This is a genomic window from Mucilaginibacter sp. Bleaf8, from assembly GCF_018390515.1.
In the GTDB taxonomy this organism is placed as follows: domain Bacteria; phylum Bacteroidota; class Bacteroidia; order Sphingobacteriales; family Sphingobacteriaceae; genus Mucilaginibacter.
This window is the reverse complement of sequence record NZ_JAHBBK010000001.1, coordinates 1660695-1685624: the sequence shown is the minus strand read 5'-3', so window position 1 is coordinate 1685624 and position 24930 is coordinate 1660695. Positions and strand designations below refer to the sequence as shown.

Sequence of the window (24930 nt, the reverse complement as noted above, 5' to 3'; positions counted from 1 at the left end):
TTGCGAAAGTAATTAAATTTTAGCGTTACTTTCGGTTACAGGTTTAGGGATGTGTTGTAATATTTGGAGTATATAAAAATGAGTAAGATAATTGCGTTAGCTAATCAGAAAGGCGGAGTGGGTAAAACCACATCTTCTATCAATCTGGCGGCAAGTTTGGCCGTGTTGGAATACCGGACACTATTGGTGGATGCCGATCCGCAGGCTAACTCAACCTCGGGTATAGGGTTTGATCCGCGTACGATTAAAAACAGTATCTACGAGTGTATCATCAACCAGATTGATCCGAATGAGGCCATACAAAAAACCGAAACACCCAATCTGGACCTGTTGCCGGCACACATCGATTTGGTAGGTGCCGAAATTGAGATGATTAACCTGACCGACCGCGAGTACAAAATGCGTGATGTGCTGGAGAAGGTGAGCCCTAACTATGATTTTATCATTATTGATTGCTCGCCATCATTAGGCTTAATTACCATTAACGCCTTAACTGCAGCCCATTCGGTAATTATACCGGTACAGTGCGAGTATTTTGCATTGGAAGGTTTGGGCAAGTTGTTAAATACTATCAAAATTGTACAGAACCGCCTGAACCCGCAACTGGATATTGAAGGTATTTTATTAACCATGTACGATGTGAGGCTGCGCCTGTCAAACCAGGTGGTTGAAGAAGTGCGCACGCACTTTGAAGATTTGGTTTTTGATACCATCATTCAGCGCAACACCCGTTTAAGCGAGGCGCCAAGCTTTGGTGTATCGGTTATTATGCACGATGCTACCTGTAAGGGTGCGGTTAACTACCTGAACCTGGCTCGCGAAATCATTAAAAAGAATGGTTTACTGAAACCATCCGGACAACCAACTACTGCAGCTGTTTAAAATAAATGAGCGTAGATAAAAAGAAAGCACTGGGTAAGGGCTTAAGCGCCCTGCTGAACGATACAGCCGAGGTATTACCGCACAGACAGAAGCCTGTAGCTACCGAAACTGTAACCAATGGCCTGGGTGCTGTTAGTGAAATAAAGATTTCTGAAATTGAGGTGAACCCGTTTCAGCCCCGTACCGATTTTGATGAGCAGAGCATTTATGAACTGGCCGAATCCATCAAATTGCAGGGATTGATACAACCTATTACCGTAAGGCGGGTAAATGCCCATGCATACCAGCTCATATCTGGCGAGCGGCGCCTGCGTGCGTCCAAAAGAGCAGGGTTAACTACCATACCGGCTTACATACGTACGGCTAACGATCAGCAATTGCTGGAAATGGCACTGATTGAGAACATCCAGCGCGAAGATCTGAACGCGATGGAGGTTGCCATCAGCTTTCAGCGTATGGTAGAAGAGTGTAACCTGAAGCAGGAGGAGCTGGGCGAGCGTGTAAGCAAAAACCGCTCTACCGTTACCAATTACCTGCGCTTGTTAAAACTGCCGCCAAGTATACAAGCCTCCATCCGCGATGGTGACATTAGCATGGGGCATGCCCGTGCGCTTATTAATGTGGCTGATCCGGATAAGCAGTTATATATCCACCAGCTGATACTGCAGCACGGCTTATCTGTACGTAAAGTAGAGGAAATGGTGCGCGAGCTGCAAAAGCCGCAAGCTAAAAAAGAAACGAAGAAAGCGGAGCCGATCTCTTTCCAGGTACAAAAGATACAGGACGATCTGGCATCTAAATTTAGTGCCAAAGTAAAGCTTAAAGTGGGTAATAAGGGAGCCGGCAGTATTGAAATTCCGTTCCTGTCTCAGGATGATTTAGGACGTATACTGGAAATGCTGGATTGGTAAACATGCTAAGATCAATCTTTACAACCATTTTATTGGCAGGCTTAACATTGGGTGCTGTTGCCCAAAAGGCCGATACCGTTAAGGTTAAAAATCCTCAGGAGCAGATCAATCACAGAAAAGATTCGGTTACCTCTAAACCGTTTGTGCCCAAAGCGCCATCAAAGGTTAAGGTTTACCGGCCTGATAGTACCCATAGCCCAAGCCTGGCGGTTAAAAGGTCGGCCATGATACCAGGATGGGGGCAGGTTTATAACCACCGGTGGTGGAAAGTGCCGTTCATATATGGCGGGTTAGGTGCGTTAGGATATAATTTGGTAGTTAATCGTCAGGATTACAAAATGTTTCTTGCTATTGCTAAATATAGGCAACGAGGAACGGCACCTGCTGAAAACGAGGCTTATTATAAAGAATATAACAGTTATTCCAGGGTGCAGGATCAGGGCATAATTGATGCAAAAGACAACGCCAACCGTAACTTCCAGATTTGTATTTTAAGTATTGCAGTGGTATGGGGCGTGCAAATGGTTGACGCTTATATCGACTCTAAGTTTATCCATTCGTATACGATGGACGATAACCTAGGCTTTAAGATAGCGCCAACCCTAATAGGCGACCCTATGTACGCTTCCAATAATTTCAATAACTTCACTCCGGCTTTGAAAGTTACTCTTACATTTTAAATCATTTTCGCACTCAGGTTTATCCAGGTGCGCTAATCATAAACGTAATTCATGAAAATAGCATTATTAGGCTACGGCAAAATGGGCAAAATCATCGAACAGATAGCCCTTAACCGACAGCACGAAATTGTTCTGAAAATAGATAAAGACAGTCAGCACGAACTAACTGCTGAAAACCTGCAAAAAGCGGATGTGGCAATTGAATTTAGTACGCCCGATTCGGCCTTGAGCAATATAAAAGCTTGCTTTGATGCCGGTGTACCTGTAGTAGTTGGCACCACTGGCTGGTATGGCCAACTGGAAGAAGTAAAGCAACTTTGTGAGCAGACCAATAATGCTATCGTATATGGTACCAACTATAGCGTTGGTGTAAATGTATTTTTCCATATTAACCGTATGCTGGCTAAAGTGATGAACAACTATCCGTACTACAATGTGCAGGTTGAAGAAATTCATCATACCCAAAAGCTGGATTCGCCAAGCGGAACGGCTATTACTATTGCCGAAGGCATTCTGGAAAGCCTGGAGGCTAAAAAAGAGTGGACCAACGTACTGTTGAGTGATAGCCCAGATGCTGAAAATGAAGCTGAAATTCACGACAACCAGCTGCTGATCGAATCATTACGCATAGAAAATGTACCGGGTACTCATACCGTGGTTTATGATTCGGAAGTGGATACGATTGAGTTTAAGCATACTGCGCACAACCGTAATGGCTTTGCCTTAGGTGCAGTTTTAGCTGCCGAATGGATAAAAGATAAAAAAGGCTGCCATCCGGTAACAGATATGTTTAACTTTAGTGCCTGATAAATAGATACTATTCGACCAATATTAACATGAACTGGAAATTCTGGAACCGGAAAAAGGACGAGTCTAAAAAGAAAAAGAGCACTACACGCGAATGGGTAGATGCCATTTTGTTTGCAGTGATTGCGGCCACCCTGATCCGTACACTTTTTATTGAAGCTTATACCATACCTACACCATCAATGGAGCGCTCGCTGCTGGTGGGCGACTTTCTATTTGTAAGCAAGGTGAATTATGGCGCCCGCACGCCCATGACACCTATTGCTTTCCCATTTGCACACCATACCATGCCTATATTAGGTACCAAAGCTTACTGGGATGGCGTAAAGCTGCCTTACTACCGCCTGCCGGGTTTAAGCGAAGTTAAAAAAGGTGATGTGGTGGTGTTTAACTGGCCAATGGAAGCCGATTCGCCTTACTACCGCCCGGTTGATAAACGCGAAAACTACATTAAACGCTGCCAGGGCGCACCTGGCGACACCCTGAAGATTGTAGATGCACAGGTGTATGTAAATGGCAAGGCTATGCCTACGCCGCCCGGATCGCAGATTGATTACAAGCTGACCACCAATGGCAGCGAGATCAATCCGCTGGTTTGGAAAGACCTGAACGTATCATTTTACGAAGGTAACGACAACCCAACCATGACGGCAGATGCCGCCAGAAAATTGAAAGGTTTTTCGAACGTTACTTCTATTAAACCTAACGTATCGCCTAAAGATTCGGTAGATATGTATAGCCAGCCGGTGTTCCCTAATGATCCGCATTACCGTAACTGGAATCAGGATAATTACGGACCCATCATCGTTCCTAAAAAAGGGTGGGCGGTTAAGTTGGATAGTTTAACACTGCCGTTTTATCAGCGCGCTATTACCGTATATGAAGGCAATAAGCTGGAGAAAAAAGGCAACGATATTTACATCAATGGTAAAAAGACGGATAGCTATACTTTTAAGATGAATTACTACTGGATGATGGGCGACAACCGCCATGATTCATTAGACTCGCGTTTTTGGGGCTTTGTACCCGAAGATCATATTGTGGGTAAGGCCCTGTTCATCTGGATGAGCTGGGATGACAATGAATCCTTCCTGCACAAAATCAGATGGAGCCGCATATTTAAAGGTATCGATTAATACAAAAAAGCCCTTAGTGATTAACTAAGGGCTTTTTGCTTGTAGCCTGTTTTATAATTACAGCTTAACCTTTAGCCGTTTGCTCAATGGCATCGTAAATACTTATAACATTGTTTTCCCAGGTATGGGTTGCAGCAAAGGCAATGCGCTGCTGCTGTAAGTCATCGTTATTTTCAGTTAATGCTCTTTGTATCAGTTGCAGGTAATCATCCGCAGTAAGGCCTAAGTAAACGTGCTCTTCAAAAGCGCTCATTGCCTCAGTACGGGTAGCTACTACCGGTTTGCCCATAGCCAGGTACTCGTCTATTTTGCGCGGATAGTTGCCTATGGTAACTTCATTCACAATTTGCGGATTAATACATACATCAAATGCATTGATATAAGCCGGCAGCATGTCAGGGTTTTTAGGCCCCAAAAAGTAGACGTTGGTTATATGGTGCAGGTCGCTCGTTTTAAATTGCTCGTCTTCGGGGCCTACCAGCACAATGCTCCAATCGGGGCGTTGCCGCGCTATGTGTTTAATCAGGTTTATGTCCAGCCGTATGCTTTGTAATGCGCCCACATAACCAATTGTAGGCTGTTTAATAGAAGCAATGTCGGCAGGATGGGGTTGGTTATGCTTATAACCGGTAAACAAATCCAGGTCGCAGCCCTGACCTACATAGTAGGAGTGTGGGTTATACTGGCGGCAGTAGTTGGCCAGGTAAGTGGAGTTGGCCACACACAAATCACTTTTGCTGATTAGCTCTGGTTCCATTTTGGAGCCATGCAGTTTCCAGTAATCAACAGCCAGCATAAAATCGCGCGAGTAGTAAATACTTACAGCCGGTTTCAATAACTCTTTCAGGTAAAAGCTCCTGAACATGTCATTGTCGTTAAACAGGATGTAATTATCAAAACCCAATTGCTTTACAGCCTTTTGTATGGAGCTGGCAAAACGTTTATTGTTGAGTTTGTTAAGCAGGGTATAGGCAAAGTCATTCTTAATCCAGTTGATGGACTCAATCATTTCATCAGGATAGTAGTTCCACAAGTTATCCTGTATCTGTACCAGGCCTTTTTCTTTTCCCTTTATCACCGCCAGGCGCTTCTGTACATTGGGCGTATCCTTATGCTTAAGCAGCGTAATACGATCAAGCGGTGAGTTTACATACAGCACACGGTTATGGCGGCTAAATTCAACTGCAATATTTTTGCAGTTGCTGCCAATTTCTACATCCCAGGGCTGTTGCCCTACAATAACAATATCTCTGCCTGTAATCATGTACTTTATATTTATACAGCCGGTATAAGAGGCTTTTTGGCTTTTAACGGATTTTGCTTCTCTAAAGTTAGCTGATCGTCCAAGCGGCGTAAAATGATGATCAACGCAACCTCCATATAAAAGAATACGTTGGAAGGGTACTGTACCAGCGCTTCCTGCGGGAAATTGGCCAGGTTGTAAGCAAATACTACCATCGTCATGGCCAAACAATAGGTTTTAAGCTCGGGATCTTTCATGGCATAGTAATTTTCTATGCCTGTTTTAACGATCACGAATATCAGCGTACAAAAAATGAGCAGGCCAATCCAGCCATCTTCAACGGCTACGCGCATATAACCACTATCGGGCGGGAAGCCCGCAAGGTACGATCCCGGTGCAAAACGCTTACCCCAGGTACCCGTAGCACCTAAGCCGCCACCCATAGGGTGTGTCAGAATATAAGGTTGTATACGCTTTTGATTTGCTTTACGCACTTTGTAAGAATCGTCATTATTAGGGCGGAAAGCAGTTTGGAAACGGGCAATATTGGGATTGCTGGTGGGCACGTTAATCAGCACAACCAAAAAAACGGCTGCAATACAGCTAAAGATCAATACCTTTCGGTTATAGTTCAGGATGGCGTATAATACCAGTGCACCCGGCAATAATACGTTAGCGCCACGCGTACCCGAAAACAGCATAGAATGCATACAAAGCACCATCACAATACCCATGATGATCTTGGTGCGCAACCTGAACTTGCCGGCAATTACACAAAGGCAAAAAATGGCAGGCATTACCATATTGTAAGCAAACGCCACAGGATCTGAAAAGATAGAAAATTTACGCCAGTGCCCTGAGATAAATAAGAGCGATATAATTTCAGGATTGTTCAAGTAAGCCTCTTCAGCAGCGGTAAAGCCAATGTATTCCTGCTTATAAGCGTACAATGCACCAACCAGGCATAATGCCAGCCATACCCTGAAAATAAGCTTGATGTATTTAAGCGAACGGATATTGTACAGGTAAATAAAGTAGCTCAGCGTTACCACCGCCACACTGCGCACCGTGTACACCCAAGCCAGGCGCGATTCGGCCGCAGGGTTGCCAAATTCCAGTAAGTTATAAATAAGCCAGATAAGCAGTACCTTGGTGATAGGGCTTTTAAAGATTTCCCAATCTTTATTGCGCTTAAGCTGGATAAGCACATTGAGCAGTAATAGGGCCTGCAGGCCGTCCATCAGCGTGCCAATGGGTAAAAATGGTACCAGCGCAGCTACCTGCCACAGCATAAAAGCCATAATAAGCAGTATGATGATACCAAAGCGCGGGTAAGCTACAATGCTGTATAAAAATGGCAGGGCCACCACAGCTCCGATAAGTATACCGCCAAAAACAACGCCCATAAAAACGGTACCGGCTCCAATAATTACAGCAAAGGTCAGCAGGATAAATAACCCTGTTTTGTTGTACAGCTTTTCGATCAGGAAGGTTTGATTAAGCCAGGCTAATAAACTGCCCTTCTTTTGCTGTGCTGCACTGCCTTTAACTGTTATTGAATAGTCCGTCAATGCTTAAAGGAATAATATTTTGATAAAAAGTCCGTATGTACAGGCACCCAAAAATATCAATGCCACAATAAATTTGATACGTTGTGCTTTAGCTGCAGCAACCGGATCAACAGCATTGCCGCGCATTACTTTGGCTGATGGATCAACTCTCATTGTCTTTTAGCTTTACGTTATTATTGGCCGAACTGTTATACGTATGCTGGGTAGCCACCGAATGCTGGTTGGCACGGCGTACTTTCATCAATGATAGTACCTGGAAATAGATAAACTTAGGGATGTTAATGAGCGATTGCCAGATGCGCTTATCTGTATCTGATTTGGCAAGCGCAATATAAAAGCCCAGTACAAATAACAAAAAGCCGCCCAGCCATAAAGCCAACCCTAACATACTGGTAAAGATGTTGATAAAGGTGCATAACACCGCCAGCAGCAAAAAGATGAACAGGGGCGGGCGTAACAATATCAAACCGAACCAGAACTGGTTACCGCTAAAGTTGGCTACAGATTTGCCCACCAGCGTAAAGCCATACTTAAAGTACTTGAACCAGGTATTGATCCAGCGGGCACGCTGTTTTACCAATTGGTCTGATTGGGTGGTTTTCTCATCGTACACAATAGCTTTGTCTGTAAAGGCAATGCGTTTGTTTCGGATTAATATGGCCGATTGTAAAACCTTGTCAAAGCCAGCGCCTTTAACCTCATTATGCTCCAGACTATCGCGGTAAAGTTGGGTGGTAAACGCCATGCCCGACCCCGCAAGCGTAGCCGACGAGCCGATGCTAAACAGTACCTTGCCATCATAAAAATGGTAATAGATATCGCGTGCCGCATCTAAGCAGGCATAAGTGGTATTCAGGTTTTTGGCCTCACGGATGCCTTGTACGGCCTCAAAGCCCTGGTTAAAAAGCTTGTTCAACTCGTTCAGGTATTCAGGATCAACCAGGTTATCACTGTCAATAATTGTCAGGCGGTCATGAGGGCGCTTAAAGCGGTTAATGGCATAAAAGTGCGAGCGGGTGTTGCTGGCCAGGGTTTCTTCGGGCCGTAAAATAACTACGCGCTCATCTGTAAAGTGCAGGCTGCTTACATCGCATTTATCAGCCACAATATAAATTAGGTAATTGCTGTAGTTGAGCAGTAGCAGTGATGATACCACATCAGGTATAGCCGTAACCTGCTCGTAAGCCGTTACAATGATGGCATAGTCGGCCTCGGCAGGTGCGCTTACCAGCGGATAGCTGCGCTTGCGAAACTGGTAAAGGATAAACAACAGCATTGGCAAAACCAGGTTGTATCCAATCAGCACCTGAAAAATAATCCATATCACCTCTAAAACCTGCATTTGTTGTTGAGTTTAATTTCTATATCCACTTCTTTTATGATGCAGCAACCTGATCTTTGGCCACCTCATTCAGTACCCAGCCAATAAACTGCCCGTCTAAGCTTTTCAGATATTCGGCATGCAGCTTTTTAGGGCCTTTAAGTGTTTGGCCTGCCTTGAATACAGTTAATACCTTATCTGTAAAAACGGTCCATTCTTTAGCCTTATTAAGCGTATCCAGTGGCGAAGACTTAATTAAAATGATATCGAATACTTCCTTAAGCTCATCCATTCTGGCTCGTATCACGTCAGCTGTGCTAACTTCCAATACGGAAATATCGCCGCCTTTGTTGCCTAAAATGGCAATCTTGGCGCTTTCGGCCAGTTCGGTAGCGGTTATGCCACCGATAAGGTAATCTTCCAGGTAGGTTTTCGGTTTAACGGCTTCGGTAATATCCGGCTTGGCAAAGTCGCCATCAATCAACAATACCTTTTTATTTACTAATGAGTAAGCATAGGCCAGGTTAAGCGACAGGAATGTTCTGCCTTCGCCTGCACTCATGCTGTTAATCAGTAGTGTTTTAGTACCGTTCAGTTCATTATCTACCTCAAAACGGATAGACTGCAGCAGGTTCTTAAACTGTTTAATTTCTGCATCTGGAATTGGTGTATGCCAAATACGGCCCAGATCAAGTGTAGCGCCGCTCAGGCGGTGCAGGTAACCCAGTACGGAGATTTTAGTGGCATTAGCCATTTCGCGTGGATTTTTAATGCTGTTATCCATATAAAACAGCACAAACAGTACCACCACGCAAAACACAAAGCTTACAACACCACTGATGATAACCAGCAGCATTTTTTTAGATGGCTGTGCTGCCCCTGGCATGGCAGTTTGTATCTGCCGCAGCTGGCTCGAAAAGTTCGATTCCAGGCTGGTTTGGTTGTATCGGTTCAATACATCCATGTATTCATCGCGTGCTATTTGAATAGAGCTTTCATCGGCCTGTATCACGGCTTCGTGCGGAGTAAGCGTGTTGAGCCGGTTGTTAAGTCGGCTAAGCTCTTTCTGGATTGAGCCTATGCTGTTCTTGGCCAAATCATGTGTTACTTCCAGCGTTAGCTTTTGCCTGATCAGGTCCTGCTTATTGCTAAGCGGGTTAACAATGTATTTGTCTGATGCGCGGGCAATCTGCACATTCAAAATACGTTGTAAGGAATCGATACTGGATTTATAAGATGGATCAAACCCATTCTGTATATATTCATTATTCAGCGCCTGCAACTGATTGCGCGTACCTACAATTTGCTGGTTGATGCGCAGCATGGAGCTTTCCAGATAACGGCGGTCGGCGGGATCAAACTGGCGGTCAATATCAGAAATGGCGGCGGCATTAGATACTGCATCTTTTTCGGCCTCCTGCCGCTTGGTTTCGTAATCGGATATCTGACCGTAGATAGACCGGGCCAACTCATCCAAATTCAGAATACGGTTTTTAATCTTATAATTTTTGAGAGCCTCCATGCGCTTATCAAGCGTATCTTGCTTGGTTTGCAACAGGCGGCCGTAAAAGGTTACGGCTTTACGCTGATTCTCTTTTACCAATGAGGTATAATAGGTAATAAACTCGCGGATAAGCGTATTTACCACAAAGGCAGACAGGATTGGATCAGGCGAATCGAACGAAACATAAATATAGTCGCTGTTATCAGACCGGTAAACGCTCAGTTTTTGCAGCAACGATTCGTCATCATATTTCATGGAACCCATCAAGGAATACATGCCCTTTTGGTCGGGGTTGAAAAGCGACAGGGGTTCGCGTTGGCTGTACAGGTTTTTGTAAACCTGTAACGCATGCGTTTTGGCCGATGCGTTAAGCATATTCAGCAACTTGCTGGGCTTTTTGAAAGGCTTGCTATCGGTCAGGTCATGAATCATGAGCTGGTACGATACCTGATCAAGTACTCTTTTTGACTTGATCATGGCCAGCAGGTTACTGAACTGCTGGGCAATTTTGGTATCGCTAACCGCATTGCTATTGCCGCTCATAGCCTGCTGCGTTTCATCCACAATACCGGTTGCTATCTGTGCATCAGATACATAGCTATCGGGCTGGTTGCGAACCAGAAAGTAAGTAATAATAACGGTAACTAACGGAATAAGGATCAGCGTGTATCTGTGCCGGCGTAGTACTTTTATAAAACTGCTTAACTCCATTATTTAATATTTTCAAGTTTATCGCCTAAAAGCTCCTCCAAATCGGCTTTTGCCGAAAAAAGGTTTGCCTCGGCGGTAATTTTAGTTTCGTTAGCCTGTGCCAGCGCCACACGTGCTTTGTTGTAATTATCAAAGGTTTCTTCACCTTTTTCAAACCGGTGCCTAACGTCTTTCAAAGCATTATCGGCATCAATAGCATTTTGCGATTGTATTTTGAGCGAGGCCAGCCTTTGCAGGTAAGCGTAATAACGTTTTTTAACGTTGGTACCCAGGTTAATCAGGTACTCCTGCTGCTCATCGGTAGCCTGGTTTAGTTCCAGTTTGGATTGCTTTACGTTATACGGCTTTTGCAAAAAAGACCCTAAGCTGAAAAATAATCCGATCTGCGCTCCTTTGAACAGGCTTTGCCGGTTGTTTACGCTGCCGGTATTACTATCAACAGACTGGTACAGGTTTATAGTAGTGTTGGGCTGATAAACGTAGGATACAGTAAACGGATCCAGGTAAGATACCCTGGCTCTGGTGATGTTGTTTTGCGCCGTGGCTACCCGGTCACCGTAGTATTTTACGCGCGGGTAATTGGTCTTGGCCACGTTAATCAGTTTTTCAACGTAAGCCTCAGATATATCGGGTACAATGGAGCTTTGGGCAAAAGTGCCTGCTACACTGAGCAATAACATGAAAAGGGTAGAAGTTATAAATATCTTATTCATTAATGTTTTAGTCTCAGTAACGCACTAAATTACGCGGCTAAATACGGTTAAAGTACTCAATAGCCTTTATACGGCAAAAATATATTGTAGTTGTATATATCTTATCAACAACGGCAATAAAATTAAGTAAGATGCACGGCAATTAACGCAACTGGTGATAAATTAAAACGAATTCAATTTGCCGATTATGTAACTAATGTCGGCCTCGGTGTGGCAGTAAGAGCAAGGCAGGCTTAGTGTGGTTTGATGAATTTCCTCAGCTACCGGGAAATGCCTGCCCTCAAACAGGGGTAGCAATGCTTTTTGCTGATGGGGTGGCAAAGGATAGTGTATTTCGGTGCCAATGCTGTTTTCAAGCAAATAGGCTTTAAGCTTATCTCTCTTTTCATGCCGGATGTTAAAGATGTGATAAACATCGTGATAGTCATCGCCTGTAACCGGTAAAATGTAATCGCTTTTTAATTTTTGCAGGTACATGGCGGCCAGCCTGCGTTTATGGTTGTTGATATCATCAAGCGCTTGCAATTTAATATTTAAAAAAGCCGCCTGCAATTCATCCAGCCGGGAGTTGGCGCCAATGCGCTCGTTGTAATACTTAACCGATGAGCCGTAGTTGCGTAACTGCCTGATAATGTTGGCTGTTTGGCTATTGCTGGTTGTTACCGCACCGGCATCGCCCAATGCCCCGAGGTTTTTGGTAGGATAAAAGCTAAAAGCCCCAAATTCACCAAAGGTACCTGCTTTTTGGTTCTTGTATGCTGCGCCATGCGCCTGTGCACAGTCTTCAATCAGTACCAAATTATATTTATTTTTGATGGCCAGTATGGCATCCATATCACAACACTTGCCATACAGGTGTACCACCATAATGGCCCGCGTTTTTGGTGTGATGGCTTGCTCAATAAGCTCAGGGTTTATATTATAGGTGCGTATATCAGGCTCAACCAATACCGGTGTCAAGTTGTTATTGAGGATGGATAGTATGGTGGCAATGTACGTGTTGGAGGGTACAATTACCTCATCGCCGGGGGCAAAGGCGCAGGCCTGTAACGAAAGGGAAAGCGCGTCCAACCCATTGGCAACGCCTACGCAATGGGCCGACTCGTTCCACTTGGCAAACTGCTCTTCAAACTGGTTCACCTGCTTGCCCAATATATACCAGCCAGAGCTTAAAAAATCGTCGAACTGCTGTCTAAAAGCATCAGTGAAGGATTTATTTACTTCAAGCAGATTTTCGTATGGTATCATGCGGTATGCTGGTAAGGGGCAAAAATATAATCGTTGGCATCAAACGGTGTTGAGGCCAGCACCAATAGTATGGCATCAGGGCTAAAGTTGGTCATCACGTGCCAGTCGTGCGGTTCTAAAAGCAGGCCTTTATTAGGTGAATCCATTTCAAAGTGCTGGGTGGCGTTGCCATCGTCATTAACAATGGTGCAACTGCCCTTTATGCAAATAGCAACCTGTACGGTGATATGGTGCCGGTGCCCGCCACGTGCCGAATTATCTACTCCGTAAATATAAAACAGGCGCTTTATAGGAAAAGGAACGGCCTCATCGAGCACACTCAGGTTACCGCGGCTATCGCTGAAGGTTGGAATATGAATAATCTGTGCCATAAAACGGAGTTGATTTAAAGCTGGTCGAGCATATCGAGCAGCTTGCTTTTTTCGTTGGTCGCAAACTTGCGGGCAAATAAATCGTCAGACCTTTTTAGCTTTTCAAAGTCTTCTATCTTTAACACCTTGGGGTGGGCACCACCGTCCGACCAGTCGATGTACCGGTAATCGTTATTTACCAGTTCATCTTTGTAGGGCGAATTCATTAAAATGGTTTGAAAAACAAATTCATCGCTACCCCAGGTAAATAAAAAGAAACGTTGCAGGTGAGGGCGGCTTTCTACATAATTTACAACATACATGGCGCGTTCGGGGTTAAGCATCCAAAACATCGCCTTGCCAAAAGGCTTCAAATCATCGGGCATAGTACGCTTGGGTGCAAACAGGTTCAATAGTCTTTCTACCAGATAACGGCCCCTGAATGTGAAATTCACAAAGTGATAACGGTTAATGCGCTCCTGGGCCTCTATCCATTGGTTTTCTATACTCTGAAATTCGATGAACTGCTTGCCTTTGTTGCGCTCAAAGAAATCGAGCATGTATTGGGCCGACTTAATGGGATAATCCTGCCCGCTAATAAAGTTGATGTAATCGTATTGTATACCGCTTGCCACAATTTCTTTAATGCATTTGAATGTCGCTTTTATGGTGTTGTAACCCGCCCAGCGTACATCCTCACGATCCTCAATCAGGTAAACGTTCGGATAGGCTTTTAAATAACGATAGGGCTCAATGCTGAACTTTTTATCAACGTGTATATAGAAATCGAACTGTTGGTGTGCTAAACGCTTGATGAGTCTTTCAGTAAGTTTCGGATTAGTATAAGTAAGTATCAGGTGCGCAATCTTCATGTAATAGTTAACTTGATCCGGTCTGTTTTCTTCCTGTTTTTAGAAGCAACCTTAGTGTACTCGTAACAATATCATGCCAAGAATCATCAGACATTAATTGCAAGTACCAGCCGGATACGGTATCAGCTAACTTTTAGCTACGAATAATAGGGGCAAAGGGATTTAGAAAGAGGCTTGGTAAAAGTTAATGGATTGATTATAAGTGGAATTTATTCCTGTTTTATCGTGTTTGCGCTATTGCGCCTGAGGTAGTAAATACCCAAACCAATTACAAAGGCGGCCAGACAAACTAATGTTGCCTTAGGGTTGGCCATAAAAATGCTGAAGGTTACAAAGCAGTACACGGCAATAAAAAACAGCGGAACCACCGGGTACCACTTAATGGTGTAAATGCCGCTGTTGTTGAGATGGGCGGTGCGTTTACGTAATATAAATATGGCCATAGCTGCGGTAGCCAAACCAATACATTCAAAAAACATGGCATAATTAAGCACCTCGCCAAACGAGCTTATCAGTAACAGAATAATAATAACGCTGCCTGCAAAAATACTCATGCCGGCCTCCTGGGTTTGGGTGCGCGGGTTTACGCGTTTAAATATTGGAGGCAGCATGCCGTCTTCGGCCATGGCGTAATACACGCGTGGTACCGACATCATGTTCACATTTACATAAGCCAGTACCGATACAAACATCAGTACGTAGGTAATTCTTTCGCCAACCCGGCCAAATACTACAGCAGCCATTTTTGCCGCGAGTGCCTGGTTTTGCTGCAAACCGCCTATGCCCAGCACGTAATAGTAAGCAAAATTGATGGCCAGGTATACGCCTATTACCACAATGATGCCGGTAATAATCGCCTTCGGAATATTCCTTTTTGCATCAATAATATCACCGCCAAAATTGATGGTTTGCTGGTAACCGGTGTAGGTGAAAAATACGGCTACCAGGCTCAATCCAAATGAAGCCAACGGGTTGCCGGCCGGCATTACAGGACTTACAGCAGCTACAGGTCCGTTGCTTTGGAAAATGGCGAGGCAAAGGGTAATGATCATCCCAACCTTAAATATAGTAAGGAGGTTTTGCGCACGGGCGCTCATTTTAATACCCAGCAAATTAATAAGGTACACCAATAATACCAGGCCAATGGTGGTGAGCTTGGTGCCTGTACCTGTTTGCAGGCTGGTTGGCAGTAAAGGGATAATATACTCGGCCCCGATTAATGATACGGCTGCAACCGAAGCGGTGGTGCTTAAAATGGCAATCCAATTGATCATGAAAGCAAAAGCCGGATGGTAGCAGTAAGAAAACAGCTTGTAAAAGCCGCCGGTTGTTGGATAACGGGCGCCTATTTCGGCAAAGGTAAGCGCGCCGCAAAGCGTAACTACGCCGCCCAGCACCCATGCCGAAAAAAACAGCGCTGGGCTGCCTGCCCGCACAGCCACTTCGCCCGGCGATTTGAAAATGCCGGTGCCGATGATAAGGCTGATCACGATCATGGTGAGATCAAAACGGGTAAGTTTGGGCTTAATATGCATGGCTTAGCGTAAGCTTAATATGAAATTTTGATTTAATGTTATACTTTTGTTTTAACTAAACCGGACTTTTCTTAATTTAAAAGGCCAGCATACGCCCGGTGCCAACTAAGAAATGGAATATTTTAAAAAGCGACTAAATATAGCACTTGTTACAACAGCAATTATGCTGTTTGTGAACATTGCTGTTTGGGCGCAGGCTAAACCGAGGCATCATAAGGCAGAGCCAAACCAGAGTAGCGGGTATGCGGCATTCAGGCAACTGGCCGAAGAGGCTGGTGCTGACTTTAAATTTCCTAAAGGATTTAAGGAAATCAAGGTGCCCAATAATGAAGACTTTTCGTTTGATTATGGGATGACTCTCCCTGGTCATGATTTTGAAATTTGGCTCGAGATGAAACCCCTGGCCCGCAACTGGCAAAGTTACGAGCGTACCAAAGGTATAAGCGGCAGCGAGCAGGCCAATCCAGATTCTTTGTATAAAGATGTGTTAAATGCTTATGCCATGCAGCTAAGCGGCGACAGTAGATACTTTACCCGTAATCTTACAGAGGAGGCACTACAGCAGTACAATGCCGATGCCGGTAAGACCTACCTCATCAATCTGGCCGATTCGCCCGATACCCGCCACTACCAGTATGCCTTGCTCATAGCCGTGCAAAAAGATCATGTGGGTACCATCATAGCCTTGTGTTTAACTAACGATAAAGGCCCCGGGTTTTTTAAGAATGTAAGTTTGGCACGTAACTGCCTTCGTTTTAAGTAAAACCCAATCTTGGCGGTTGCCAACTTTTTTAGTATATTTGAGTTGTAACAGGCAATGTTAATCAAGTGCTGATAATCAGTTTATCAGGTATTGCATTGTCATGAATTTCCGGAATTTTAACATGGCAGATCAAGTAAATTATAGTGAAGACAGTATCCGCTCGCTCGACTGGAAAGAGCATATCCGCCTGCGGCCCGGTATGTATATCGGTAAGCTTGGCGATGGCTCGGCCTATGACGACGGTATATACGTGTTGCTGAAAGAGATTGTGGATAACTCAATTGATGAGTTTGTGATGGGAGCTGGTCGCACCATTGATATTAACATGAGCGATCATAAAGTGTCCGTGCGCGATTATGGCCGTGGTATACCGTTGGGTAAGGTGATCGATTGTGTTTCCAAGATCAACACCGGCGGTAAGTATGATAGTAAGGCTTTCCAAAAATCGGTAGGTTTGAATGGTGTAGGTACCAAAGCAGTAAACGCTTTGTCTGCCTTCTTCACCGTGCAATCTTATCGTGATGGCCGTACTAAGCTGGCCGAGTTTTCAAAAGGTGATATTGTGCGCGATGAGGCCGAAAAAGAGACCACCCAGCGCAACGGTACTGCCATTAACTTCATGCCCGACGACAGTATTTTCCGCAACTACCGCTTTATACCGGAGTTTGTGCAGAATATGATCTGGAACTACGTGTTCCTGAACGCAGGGCTGACCATCAATTTTAATGGACAAAAGTTCTTTTCGCAAAATGGTTTGCGCGATTTGTTAGAGCGTAATACTGATACCGAGAACCTTCGTTATCCTATCATTCACCTGAAAGGGGAAGATATCGAAATAGCCATGACCCACGGGCAGCAATATGGCGAAGAGTATTACTCCTTTGTTAACGGCCAGCATACTACCCAGGGCGGTACCCACCAGGCCGCTTTCCGCGAGGCGGTGGTGCGTACGCTGCGCGAGTTTTATAAAAAAGATTATGATGCGGCCGATATTCGTGCATCCATTGTAGGCGCTATTGCCATCAAGGTGCAGGAGCCGGTTTTTGAATCGCAAACCAAAACCAAACTGGGTTCGCAAAACGTTGGTCCCGATGGGCCAACAGTGCGTGGCTTTATCAGTGATTTTGTGAAAACCGAGCTGGATAATTACCTGCACAAAAACCCGGCAACGGCCGATGCTTTATTGAAACGCATTCTGCAATCGGAACGCGAGCGTAAAGATATTGCCGGTATCAAAAAACTGGCTAATGAGCGGGCCAAAAAAGCATCGCTGCATAACCGTAAGCTGCGCGATTGCAAAATTCATTTTGATGATAACCACGAGCGTAAGCAGGATACTACCCTGTTCATCACCGAGGGCGACTCGGCCAGTGGCTCCATTACCAAATCGCGCGATGTGCAAACGCAGGCGGTATTCAGCTTAAAAGGTAAGCCGCTTAACTGCTTCGGTTTAACCAAAAAAGTGGTTTATGAGAACGAAGAGTTTAATCTGCTGCAACATGCCCTGAATATTGAGGACGGTTTGGATGCCCTGCGTTATAATAATATTGTGATTGCTACCGATGCCGATGTGGATGGTATGCACATTCGCCTGCTCATGATGACCTTCTTTTTGCAGTTCTTCCCCGATCTGGTAAAGGCTGGTCACGTATCCATATTGCAAACGCCGTTGTTTAGGGTGCGTAATAAAAAAGAGACCATTTATTGTTATAGCGACGAAGAGCGCCGCAACGCTATAGCCAAGCTGGGCAACAAACCCGAAATAACCCGGTTTAAAGGCTTGGGCGAGATATCGCCAGATGAGTTTGGCCTGTTCATCGGCAAAGACATGCGCCTGGATCCGGTTATTCTGAAAGATGCCAATATTAAAGGTTTGCTAGAATACTTTATGGGTAAAAACACACCTACGCGTCAGCAGCATATTGTGCAAAACCTACGCGTTGAAAAGGACGATGAAGCCGTAAATCCGCTTATTGCTCAGGAGGAGATGGCTATAGCCTGATATTTTTAACATTAAAAGGCGAGGGCCTGTAAGTTACTATTGCTTTTTCAATAAAAAGTTGTAACTTATAGGCCCTTTTTAATTGGATGTTAATTTTTTAGAAAAAGAGCTTCTTTGAATTTTATAAGAAGCCAGTGTACTTGAATGATCGATCATGAAATTAAAATTGCCTTTAAAGAATATCATTCTTTAGAGGAGCTGGATAAACAAGATAAAGATTTGTGTTTGGAAGCGGTAAAAGCGTTGCATCAATCACACTCGCCTTACTCCAAATTTAGGGTAGGGGCGGCCATGCAGCTGCAAAGCGGCAAAATTATTTACGGGAGTAATCAGGAAAATGTAGCCTATCCGTCAGGCCTTTGTGCTGAGCGTGTGGCCTTGTTTCATTGGGGCGCTAACCACAGCGACGATCCGGTGATAACTATGGCTGTTACTGCACATACCCATGAGTTTACCATCACTAAGCCCATAACGCCCTGCGGCTCCTGCCTGCAGGTACTGGCCGAGTATGAAAAAAAGCAGGGCGATAAAATAAAAATCATACTATATTGCCAGGACGGCCCTATATGGGTAACTCACGGAATCGAAAGCTTTTTGCCTTTCGTGTTTTTTGAAGATCGTTTAGCATTAACTGTATGAAAAGAAAATTAGGTTTACTGCTGGTGTTAATTGCACTTGGCTTATCAGTATCAGCACAACAGTATAAGTTTCCGTTCGGGAACGAGATACAGGCATTTAAGCATCAGGATAGTTTGAATTTTCCTAAAAAAGGTGGAATTGTGTTTGCCGGTAGTTCGTCTATCCGGTTATGGGATGATTTGGAGCAGCGCTTTGCGCAATACCCGGTAACCAAAAGAGGCGTAGGCGGCAGTAAGTTACGCGAGTGGTTGCAATATTTTATGCCTTACATTTTGTATCCGTACCAGCCTAAAAAGATATTCTTTTACGCTGGCGAAAATGATATTGCAGATGGCATACCTGCTACCGAAGTAGCGCAGGACTTTGCCGCCATGTGGCAAAAAATTCATGACAACCTGCCCAATACACAAATCTATTTCCTGTCTATAAAGCAAAGCCCCAGCCGGGCGAAATATTATCAGGAAGTAACTAAGGCCAACCAGCTGATTAAAAAAATTATTGCCGGTAAACCAAAAACGTATTTTCTGGATGTGAATACGCCACTTTGGAACAGCAAAACACATCAGCCCGATTCAGCCTATTTCAAAGGCGATTATCTGCATCTAAAACCCACGGGTTATGATCAGTGGCAAAAAGTTTTAAAACCTTATGTAAAATAAACAAAGAAAGCCGCACTACTGAGCGGCTTTTCTTACTTAATCAAACAAAAAACTAACGCTTATTTAAATACAGAATAAACGTTGGTTATTTTCCAGCCATTGCCGGTGTTGGCAAGGGTTACGTAGTTAGAGCGTACAAAATTGTTGTATTGCATGTCTACCTTTACTACGGTAATGTCGGTGTTGCTTTCAACTACAGAGGCAGTAGTGGTGCATTCTTGTTTCACATTGGCATTTTTAACCATAAAGTTCAATACATCAGCTTTATCAAAGGTTAATAACTGTTTGCCACGCAACATGCTGAATTTAGCGTTAGCGTCAACAATGTCATTTAATCCTTGCATTTTGCCTTGGCTTACCGCACTGATGTAAGTGTTGATAGCATAAGTTTTAGTAAGTTTAACAGCATTAGGCTCATCGGCTTTTACAACCAGGGTTGATACCATTAATAAAGCTGCGAATAAAAGTGATTTTAAGGTTTTCATGATATAGAGTATTTTAATGTTTATTAATTAATTTTATACTCATAAGACAGCATCACAAATCAATTCGTTACAGCAAAGTATAGAAATATTTACGATTTAACATATTTTTAACATTTAGGCCCATTCGCCACAAATTGCCGATCCTTTTGGTATTTATTTAGCAAACATGGTAACATTCAGTACACTTATCTATAAAATGGGTACAATGGGCGAAAAAACCGGCTGGACATGTATTGATGTTCCGGCTGATATTGCTCAGCAATTAAAGCCGGGTAACCGCAAATCATTCCGGGTGCGTGGTAGGCTGGATAATTACCCCTTTGCCGGTGTTGCCCTGGTACCTATGGGAGAGGGTAATTTTATTTTGTCCTTAAATGCCGAAATGCGCAAGGGCGTGCGCAAAGGCGAAGGTGCGGTGTTGCAGGTAGAGATGGAGGTTGATCATGATTTTAAACTGACGGTGCCCCATGACCTGCAGGAATGCCTGACGGACGACCCCGATGCATGGGCTTACTTCAATACGCTGCTCGAGTCTCACCGGCGGTATTTTGTTAACTGGATTAACAGCGCCAAAACGGAACCTACCCGCGCTAAGCGTATAGCTCTAACCTGTAATGCAATGGCCAACAAGTGGGATTATCCGCAAATGATCAGGGCTTCCAAAAAGCAGCCTGACGACCACTTTTTGAGGTAAAAGCGCAGCTTTTAGCTACCTTTTATGTATATTTGTCTAAGAAAATTAGCAAAACGTATTTGTGTTATTGCTGATTGTTCTCAACTTTTCTATTGATTAAAATGTCAGATACTTTAGATTCAAACGATAAGCTGCATAATGTTACCGCGCTGGACGGTTTGTATGAAAACTGGTTTCTGGACTATGCATCTTATGTAATCCTTGATCGTGCTGTTCCGCATATATATGATGGTTTAAAGCCGGTACAACGCCGTATCCTGCACTCCTTAAAAGAGATGGACGACGGGCGCTTTAATAAAGCGGCCAACGTAATTGGTAATACCATGAAGTATCACCCACACGGTGATGCCTCCATTGGTGATGCCATGGTACAAATAGGGCAAAAAAACCTGCTTATTGATTGCCAGGGCAACTGGGGCGACCCGGTAACCGGCGACTCGGCTGCGGCACCCCGTTATATCGAGGCGCGCTTATCCAAGTTTGCGCTGGATGTTGTATTTAACCCGGATACTACCCAGTGGCAGGCCAGCTATGATGGCCGTAACCGCGAACCGATTACGTTGCCCGTTAAGTTTCCGCTGCTGCTGGCACAGGGTGCGGATGGTATTGCGGTAGGTTTGGCTACCAAGATAATGCCCCACAACTTTGTGGAACTGCTGGATGCTTCAGTTGAAGTACTGCGCGGTAACCGGCCTGATTTGCTACCCGATTTCCCAACCGGTGGCATGGCCGATTGCTCCAACTATAACGAGGGGCAGCGCGGCGGCAAAGTGCGCGTGCGGGCCAAGATTGTGGAAAAGGACAAAAAAACGTTAGTAATTAACGAAATACCTTTTACTACTACTACCGGCGGCCTTATTGACAGCGTAATTGCGGCTAATGACAAGGGTAAGATCAAGATCAAAAAGATTGAAGATAACACCGCGCAAAATGTAGAGATAGTGGTGCACCTGGCACCGGGCATATCGCCCGATGTGACTATCGATGCGCTGTATGCCTTTACCGACTGCGAAGTTTCCATATCGCCCAATACCTGTATTATCCTGGATGATAAGCCGCACTTTATGAGTGTGAACGATGTGCTGATTCAAAGTACACTGCACACCAAAGGCTTATTGCAAAAGGAACTGGAAATACGTTTGCAGGAACTGAAGGAAAAGATTTTCTTCAGCTCGTTGCTTAAAATATTTATCCAGGAGGGTATGTACAAGCATCCCGATTATGAAAGCTCTGGCAATTTCGATACTGTAATTGCTGTATTGAATCGCTTGTTCGAGCCTTTCTTCCCGCAGTTTTATCGTACCATACAGCCGGAGGATTATAAAAGGCTGATTGATAAGCCTATGAGCAGCATCACCCGTTTTGATGTTAAAAAAGCGGATGAGCAGATGAAAGCGCTGGAGGCCGAAATCAAAGAGGTGTTGCATAACCTGAAACACCTGACCGATTATGCCATTGCCTGGTTCCAGAAACTGAAAGAGAAATACGGAAAAGACCGCGGACGTAAAACGGAGCTGCGCACCTTTGATAGGGTGGAAGCAGCACAGGTAGCTTTAGCTAACCTAAAACTGTATGTAAACCGCGAAGATGGCTTTGTGGGGTCCGGCTTGAAAAAAGACGAATTTGTGTGCGACTGCTCCGACATTGACGAGATTATCGTTTTCCGCGAAGATGGCCGATGCATGATTACCAAAGTACAGGATAAGGTGTTTGTAGGCAAAGGCATCATTCACGTAGCTGTATTTAAGAAAAACGATGAGCGTACCGTTTATAACATGATCTATAAAGATGGTGAAAGCGGTACAGCCTACATTAAGCGATTTTCGGTACTTGGGGTAACCCGCGATAAAGAATACGACCTGACCAAGGGCACCAAAGGTACACGTGTGCTTTACTTCAGCGCCAACCCGAATGGCGAGGCCGAGGTAGTGAACATTCAGCTTAAGCCGCACTCCAAGCTTAAAAAGCTGCAGTTTGACGAGGACTTTGCCAATATTGCCATTAAAGGGCGCGCATCAATTGGTAACCAGGTAACCAAATATCCGGTTAAAAAAATTACGCTGAAATCAAAAGGTGTATCTACCCTGGCTGGCCGCAAAATATGGTATGACGATGTGTTGAAACGCCTGAACGTTGACGGCCGCGGTAAATACCTGGGCGAGTTTGATGGTGAGGATAAAATACTGACCATCATGAGCAACGGTGTGTATGAACTGACCAGCTTTGACCTTAACAATCACTTTGATGATAAGATGATGGTGATTGAGAAATACGAGCCGGAAAAGGTTTACTCGGTAGTGCATTACGATGGTAAGTCTAAAAACTACCTGGTTAAACGCTTTGTGTTTGAGAATATCATTGTTGGCAAGCCGGTCAGCTTTATCAGCGAGGAGCCGGGTTCAAAACTAATCCTGATTTCGGGCGCAGCACAGCCGGTAGTTAAGGTGGAGCAGCTAAAGGGCAAAGCGCAGATACTGGAAATGGTTGAACTGAACCTGACCGACCTGATTGATGTAAAGGGTATGAAAGCAATGGGCAATCGCCTGTCGGCCCATGTAGTGCAAACCGTGCAGCTGCTGGCCGAGCATGACGATGCAGAGGATGTACCTGATCCGGCGCCAGATTCGGTAACCGATACGCAACCTGCACCTGAAGATCAGCCGGAAAAGGCAGGGCCTGATACCGACCCCGAAACAGCAACCAAAATCATCGACCTGGAAATTACCAACCCCGATGATGTGGAGCTGGGCAAAGGGCAGTTGGGCTTGTTCTGAATAAAATAAAAAAGGAGCGTTTCGGTTATGAAACGCTCCTTTTTTATATGGTATGAAATACTGATTACAGAATCAGGATCAATACCAGGATGATGATGATGATAGCACCTACTGACAGGTAAACACCACCGCCACCTAAGGCATTAGCTTCTTTTTTCAGTTCTTTCAGTTCTGATTTTAATTCTTTGCGTTCTGCTTTGTTCAGGCTTGATTTATCCATAGCCTTGATCTCGTCAACGCGGGTTTTGATTTCCTCAATACGGGCGTTTTTCTCTTCAACGGTCATTTTAGCAATCGCCTCTTTGGTGTAGCCATTGTGGCCATCATTCAAAGTTGCAGCTTGTGATGTAAAACCAGCGAAGCTCAGCATCAGCATCGTAACAAATAGATAGATTTTCTTTTTCATACGGGTGTAGATTAAATTTACTTTCTAAACAAACCTCTGTTTTTAACAGAATGTTTTCAGAATATCAATTTTGCAGCCATTCGTATTACAAAAGTTCAAAAAAACTGCTTTAAATACTGATAAAGTAAGGTGCTTCAAATACGTGCCCGGCATCCAGTTTTTGAATGGCTTCTTTAAATTGTATGTCAACAGCCTTATTTTCAGTATCTGCACAGCCCAGCCAAGGCTCAATGCATACAAAATCGGCCCCCGGTTTAGCCCAGATGCCTAAGTAGTCAAAATGCGGAAATTCAATCGTAAGTGTTTGCGCATGTTTAGCTGATTTAATGCTTACTGCCCGGCTTTGTATATTTTTAAACACAAGCGCATCGTTATTGAACAGATTTTTAGTCAGTGGTAAACGGTTGCCTTGCAGCTCCACCGGCTGGGTTTGCCCATTGAAATACCCTTCGGCTGATAGCAGATGTGTTTCAAGCTGGCCGGTACTGTTCTCGAACTCCAGGTAATAATCTTCATAAGCACCATCGCCGTTAAAAGGCACATTAAATGCCGGGTGCCCGCCAACAGAAAAATAAATAGGCTTATTATCCAAATTGAGCACTTTATAGGTAACCCGTAAGGCATTATCTATCAAATCATACATTACATGAAAATCGAACTTGTAAGGATAAGCCTTTAGCGTATCGGTAGAGTATTGCAAGGAAAATACGGCGCTTTGCTGTCCGGCATCTTTCAATACAAACTCTGATTGACGGGCAAAGCCGTGGCGCGATAGCGGATACTTATCACCGTTTACCAATAGCTCGTTATTAATTAAGCCACCCACAACCGGAAAAAGGTTTGGTGCATGCCAGGGCCACACTTGCGGGTCGGCCTGCCACATATGCTCTGTCTGCGTTGCTTTGTTGAATAGTGATGCCAGTTGCGCACCTTTATTGCTAATGGCTACTTTCAGGTAGTCGTTTTCAATGATAGTCATATATATGTTGGGAGTAAGAACAAGCTAACAACAAGTGGGTACCGT

Annotated in this window: 24 protein-coding genes; 11 read left to right on the top strand and 13 right to left on the bottom strand. The window is 44.4% G+C overall.

What is annotated here, in order from left to right:
- The first annotated feature begins 78 nt into the window (after positions 1-78).
- The 5 genes from KHS38_RS07310 to lepB are packed head-to-tail and all read left to right on the top strand — an operon-like array spanning position 79 to position 4416.
- Entirely contained in the window at positions 79-882 is an 804-nt protein-coding gene (locus KHS38_RS07310; RefSeq protein WP_213487837.1) for a ParA family protein, read from the top strand.
- Between the two features lie 5 nt (positions 883-887).
- Positions 888-1793 carry a ParB/RepB/Spo0J family partition protein gene (locus KHS38_RS07305; RefSeq protein ID WP_213487836.1) on the top strand — a complete coding sequence of 302 codons (906 nt, stop codon included), beginning with the start codon at positions 888-890 and terminating at the stop codon, positions 1791-1793.
- 2 nt (positions 1794-1795) lie between these two features.
- On the top strand, positions 1796-2473 hold the full coding sequence (locus KHS38_RS07300; protein ID WP_213487835.1) for a DUF5683 domain-containing protein: 678 nt from the start codon (positions 1796-1798) through the stop codon (positions 2471-2473).
- A 51-nt stretch (positions 2474-2524) separates the two neighbouring features.
- Positions 2525-3280: a 4-hydroxy-tetrahydrodipicolinate reductase gene (dapB, locus tag KHS38_RS07295; RefSeq protein WP_213487834.1), complete on the top strand. Its 756-nt coding sequence runs from the start codon at positions 2525-2527 to the stop codon at positions 3278-3280.
- A gap of 29 nt (positions 3281-3309) precedes the next feature.
- Positions 3310-4416: a signal peptidase I gene (gene lepB / locus KHS38_RS07290; RefSeq protein WP_213487833.1), complete on the top strand. Its 1107-nt coding sequence runs from the start codon at positions 3310-3312 to the stop codon at positions 4414-4416.
- A 64-nt stretch (positions 4417-4480) separates the two neighbouring features.
- On the opposite strand, the gene KHS38_RS07285 is transcribed toward lepB, so the two are convergent.
- The 10 genes from KHS38_RS07285 to KHS38_RS07240 form a co-directional block, all read right to left on the bottom strand.
- Positions 4481-5680 carry a glycosyltransferase gene (locus KHS38_RS07285; protein WP_213487832.1) on the bottom strand — a complete coding sequence of 400 codons (1200 nt, stop codon included), beginning with the start codon at positions 5678-5680 and terminating at the stop codon, positions 4481-4483.
- An 11-nt stretch (positions 5681-5691) separates the two neighbouring features.
- Positions 5692-7230, bottom strand: a complete 1539-nt coding sequence (locus KHS38_RS07280; protein ID WP_213487831.1) for an O-antigen ligase family protein — start codon at positions 7228-7230, stop codon at positions 5692-5694.
- A 3-nt stretch (positions 7231-7233) separates the two neighbouring features.
- Positions 7234-7383: a hypothetical protein gene (locus KHS38_RS07275; protein WP_213487830.1), complete on the bottom strand. Its 150-nt coding sequence runs from the start codon at positions 7381-7383 to the stop codon at positions 7234-7236.
- Positions 7373-8572: a glycosyltransferase gene (locus KHS38_RS07270; RefSeq protein WP_213487829.1), complete on the bottom strand. Its 1200-nt coding sequence runs from the start codon at positions 8570-8572 to the stop codon at positions 7373-7375. Before KHS38_RS07270 ends, KHS38_RS07275 begins: the two co-directional genes overlap by 11 nt.
- Before the next feature lie 34 nt (positions 8573-8606).
- Positions 8607-10766, bottom strand: coding sequence for a GumC family protein (locus tag KHS38_RS07265; protein WP_213487828.1), 2160 nt, complete (start codon positions 10764-10766; stop codon positions 8607-8609).
- On the bottom strand, positions 10766-11446 hold the full coding sequence (locus KHS38_RS07260; RefSeq protein WP_213487827.1) for a TolC family protein: 681 nt from the start codon (positions 11444-11446) through the stop codon (positions 10766-10768). Before KHS38_RS07260 ends, KHS38_RS07265 begins: the two co-directional genes overlap by 1 nt.
- Before the next feature lie 195 nt (positions 11447-11641).
- Positions 11642-12727 (bottom strand): DegT/DnrJ/EryC1/StrS family aminotransferase, encoded by a 1086-nt coding sequence (locus KHS38_RS07255; protein ID WP_213487826.1) that lies wholly within the window; start codon positions 12725-12727, stop codon positions 11642-11644.
- Positions 12724-13098, bottom strand: a complete 375-nt coding sequence (locus KHS38_RS07250; RefSeq protein WP_213487825.1) for a sugar 3,4-ketoisomerase — start codon at positions 13096-13098, stop codon at positions 12724-12726. Before KHS38_RS07250 ends, KHS38_RS07255 begins: the two co-directional genes overlap by 4 nt.
- Positions 13099-13112: 14 nt before the next feature.
- Positions 13113-13949, bottom strand: coding sequence for a beta-1,6-N-acetylglucosaminyltransferase (locus KHS38_RS07245; protein WP_213487824.1), 837 nt, complete (start codon positions 13947-13949; stop codon positions 13113-13115).
- 209 nt (positions 13950-14158) lie between these two features.
- Positions 14159-15484 carry an APC family permease gene (locus KHS38_RS07240; RefSeq protein WP_213487823.1) on the bottom strand — a complete coding sequence of 442 codons (1326 nt, stop codon included), beginning with the start codon at positions 15482-15484 and terminating at the stop codon, positions 14159-14161.
- Positions 15485-15596: 112 nt separating this feature from the next.
- Between KHS38_RS07240 and KHS38_RS07235 the strand changes: the two genes are divergently transcribed.
- From KHS38_RS07235 to KHS38_RS07220, 4 genes are all read left to right on the top strand, one after another.
- On the top strand, positions 15597-16247 hold the full coding sequence (locus KHS38_RS07235) for a hypothetical protein (RefSeq protein WP_213487822.1): 651 nt from the start codon (positions 15597-15599) through the stop codon (positions 16245-16247).
- A 121-nt stretch (positions 16248-16368) separates the two neighbouring features.
- Positions 16369-18249 carry a DNA topoisomerase IV subunit B gene (locus KHS38_RS07230; RefSeq protein ID WP_213487821.1) on the top strand — a complete coding sequence of 627 codons (1881 nt, stop codon included), beginning with the start codon at positions 16369-16371 and terminating at the stop codon, positions 18247-18249.
- Positions 18250-18393: 144 nt separating this feature from the next.
- Complete coding sequence (locus tag KHS38_RS07225; protein WP_213487820.1) at positions 18394-18888, top strand: cytidine deaminase; 495 nt, start codon at positions 18394-18396, stop codon at positions 18886-18888.
- Positions 18885-19547 carry a GDSL-type esterase/lipase family protein gene (locus KHS38_RS07220; protein WP_213487819.1) on the top strand — a complete coding sequence of 221 codons (663 nt, stop codon included), beginning with the start codon at positions 18885-18887 and terminating at the stop codon, positions 19545-19547. Before KHS38_RS07225 ends, KHS38_RS07220 begins: the two co-directional genes overlap by 4 nt.
- A gap of 59 nt (positions 19548-19606) precedes the next feature.
- Here the strand turns inward: KHS38_RS07220 and KHS38_RS07215 are convergent, their stop codons facing one another.
- Entirely contained in the window at positions 19607-20032 is a 426-nt protein-coding gene (locus KHS38_RS07215) for a nuclear transport factor 2 family protein (RefSeq protein ID WP_213487818.1), read from the bottom strand.
- Positions 20033-20198: 166 nt separating this feature from the next.
- On the opposite strand from KHS38_RS07215, the gene KHS38_RS07210 reads away from it, so the two are divergent.
- Both KHS38_RS07210 and KHS38_RS07205 read left to right on the top strand, forming a co-directional pair.
- Positions 20199-20726, top strand: coding sequence for a YdeI/OmpD-associated family protein (locus tag KHS38_RS07210; protein WP_213487817.1), 528 nt, complete (start codon positions 20199-20201; stop codon positions 20724-20726).
- Between the two features lie 101 nt (positions 20727-20827).
- Positions 20828-23500 (top strand): DNA gyrase/topoisomerase IV subunit A, encoded by a 2673-nt coding sequence (locus tag KHS38_RS07205; RefSeq protein WP_213487816.1) that lies wholly within the window; start codon positions 20828-20830, stop codon positions 23498-23500.
- A gap of 64 nt (positions 23501-23564) precedes the next feature.
- Here the strand turns inward: KHS38_RS07205 and KHS38_RS07200 are convergent, their stop codons facing one another.
- Both KHS38_RS07200 and KHS38_RS07195 read right to left on the bottom strand, forming a co-directional pair.
- Positions 23565-23906, bottom strand: coding sequence for a hypothetical protein (locus KHS38_RS07200; RefSeq protein WP_213487815.1), 342 nt, complete (start codon positions 23904-23906; stop codon positions 23565-23567).
- Positions 23907-24015: 109 nt separating this feature from the next.
- Positions 24016-24885 (bottom strand): aldose 1-epimerase family protein, encoded by an 870-nt coding sequence (locus KHS38_RS07195; RefSeq protein ID WP_213487814.1) that lies wholly within the window; start codon positions 24883-24885, stop codon positions 24016-24018.
- Positions 24886-24930 lie beyond the last annotated feature (45 nt).

Bases quoted from the DNA above. Each gene is read 5' to 3' on its own strand.
- KHS38_RS07310 (WP_213487837.1), top strand. From the start codon at position 79: ATGAGTAAGATAATTGCGTTAGCTAATCAGAAAGGCGGAGTGGGTAAA.
- KHS38_RS07305 (WP_213487836.1), top strand. From the start codon at position 888: ATGAGCGTAGATAAAAAGAAAGCACTGGGTAAGGGCTTAAGCGCCCTG.
- KHS38_RS07300 (WP_213487835.1), top strand. From the start codon at position 1,796: ATGCTAAGATCAATCTTTACAACCATTTTATTGGCAGGCTTAACATTG.
- dapB (WP_213487834.1), top strand. From the start codon at position 2,525: ATGAAAATAGCATTATTAGGCTACGGCAAAATGGGCAAAATCATCGAA.
- lepB (WP_213487833.1), top strand. From the start codon at position 3,310: ATGAACTGGAAATTCTGGAACCGGAAAAAGGACGAGTCTAAAAAGAAA.
- KHS38_RS07285 (WP_213487832.1), bottom strand. From the start codon at position 5,680: ATGATTACAGGCAGAGATATTGTTATTGTAGGGCAACAGCCCTGGGAT.
- KHS38_RS07275 (WP_213487830.1), bottom strand. From the start codon at position 7,383: ATGAGAGTTGATCCATCAGCCAAAGTAATGCGCGGCAATGCTGTTGAT.
- KHS38_RS07270 (WP_213487829.1), bottom strand. From the start codon at position 8,572: ATGCAGGTTTTAGAGGTGATATGGATTATTTTTCAGGTGCTGATTGGA.
- KHS38_RS07265 (WP_213487828.1), bottom strand. From the start codon at position 10,766: ATGGAGTTAAGCAGTTTTATAAAAGTACTACGCCGGCACAGATACACG.
- KHS38_RS07260 (WP_213487827.1), bottom strand. From the start codon at position 11,446: ATGTTATTGCTCAGTGTAGCAGGCACTTTTGCCCAAAGCTCCATTGTA.
- KHS38_RS07255 (WP_213487826.1), bottom strand. From the start codon at position 12,727: ATGATACCATACGAAAATCTGCTTGAAGTAAATAAATCCTTCACTGAT.
- KHS38_RS07250 (WP_213487825.1), bottom strand. From the start codon at position 13,098: ATGGCACAGATTATTCATATTCCAACCTTCAGCGATAGCCGCGGTAAC.
- KHS38_RS07245 (WP_213487824.1), bottom strand. From the start codon at position 13,949: ATGAAGATTGCGCACCTGATACTTACTTATACTAATCCGAAACTTACT.
- KHS38_RS07240 (WP_213487823.1), bottom strand. From the start codon at position 15,484: ATGCATATTAAGCCCAAACTTACCCGTTTTGATCTCACCATGATCGTG.
- KHS38_RS07235 (WP_213487822.1), top strand. From the start codon at position 15,597: ATGGAATATTTTAAAAAGCGACTAAATATAGCACTTGTTACAACAGCA.
- KHS38_RS07230 (WP_213487821.1), top strand. From the start codon at position 16,369: ATGGCAGATCAAGTAAATTATAGTGAAGACAGTATCCGCTCGCTCGAC.
- KHS38_RS07225 (WP_213487820.1), top strand. From the start codon at position 18,394: ATGATCGATCATGAAATTAAAATTGCCTTTAAAGAATATCATTCTTTA.
- KHS38_RS07220 (WP_213487819.1), top strand. From the start codon at position 18,885: ATGAAAAGAAAATTAGGTTTACTGCTGGTGTTAATTGCACTTGGCTTA.
- KHS38_RS07215 (WP_213487818.1), bottom strand. From the start codon at position 20,032: ATGAAAACCTTAAAATCACTTTTATTCGCAGCTTTATTAATGGTATCA.
- KHS38_RS07210 (WP_213487817.1), top strand. From the start codon at position 20,199: ATGGTAACATTCAGTACACTTATCTATAAAATGGGTACAATGGGCGAA.
- KHS38_RS07205 (WP_213487816.1), top strand. From the start codon at position 20,828: ATGTCAGATACTTTAGATTCAAACGATAAGCTGCATAATGTTACCGCG.
- KHS38_RS07200 (WP_213487815.1), bottom strand. From the start codon at position 23,906: ATGAAAAAGAAAATCTATCTATTTGTTACGATGCTGATGCTGAGCTTC.
- KHS38_RS07195 (WP_213487814.1), bottom strand. From the start codon at position 24,885: ATGACTATCATTGAAAACGACTACCTGAAAGTAGCCATTAGCAATAAA.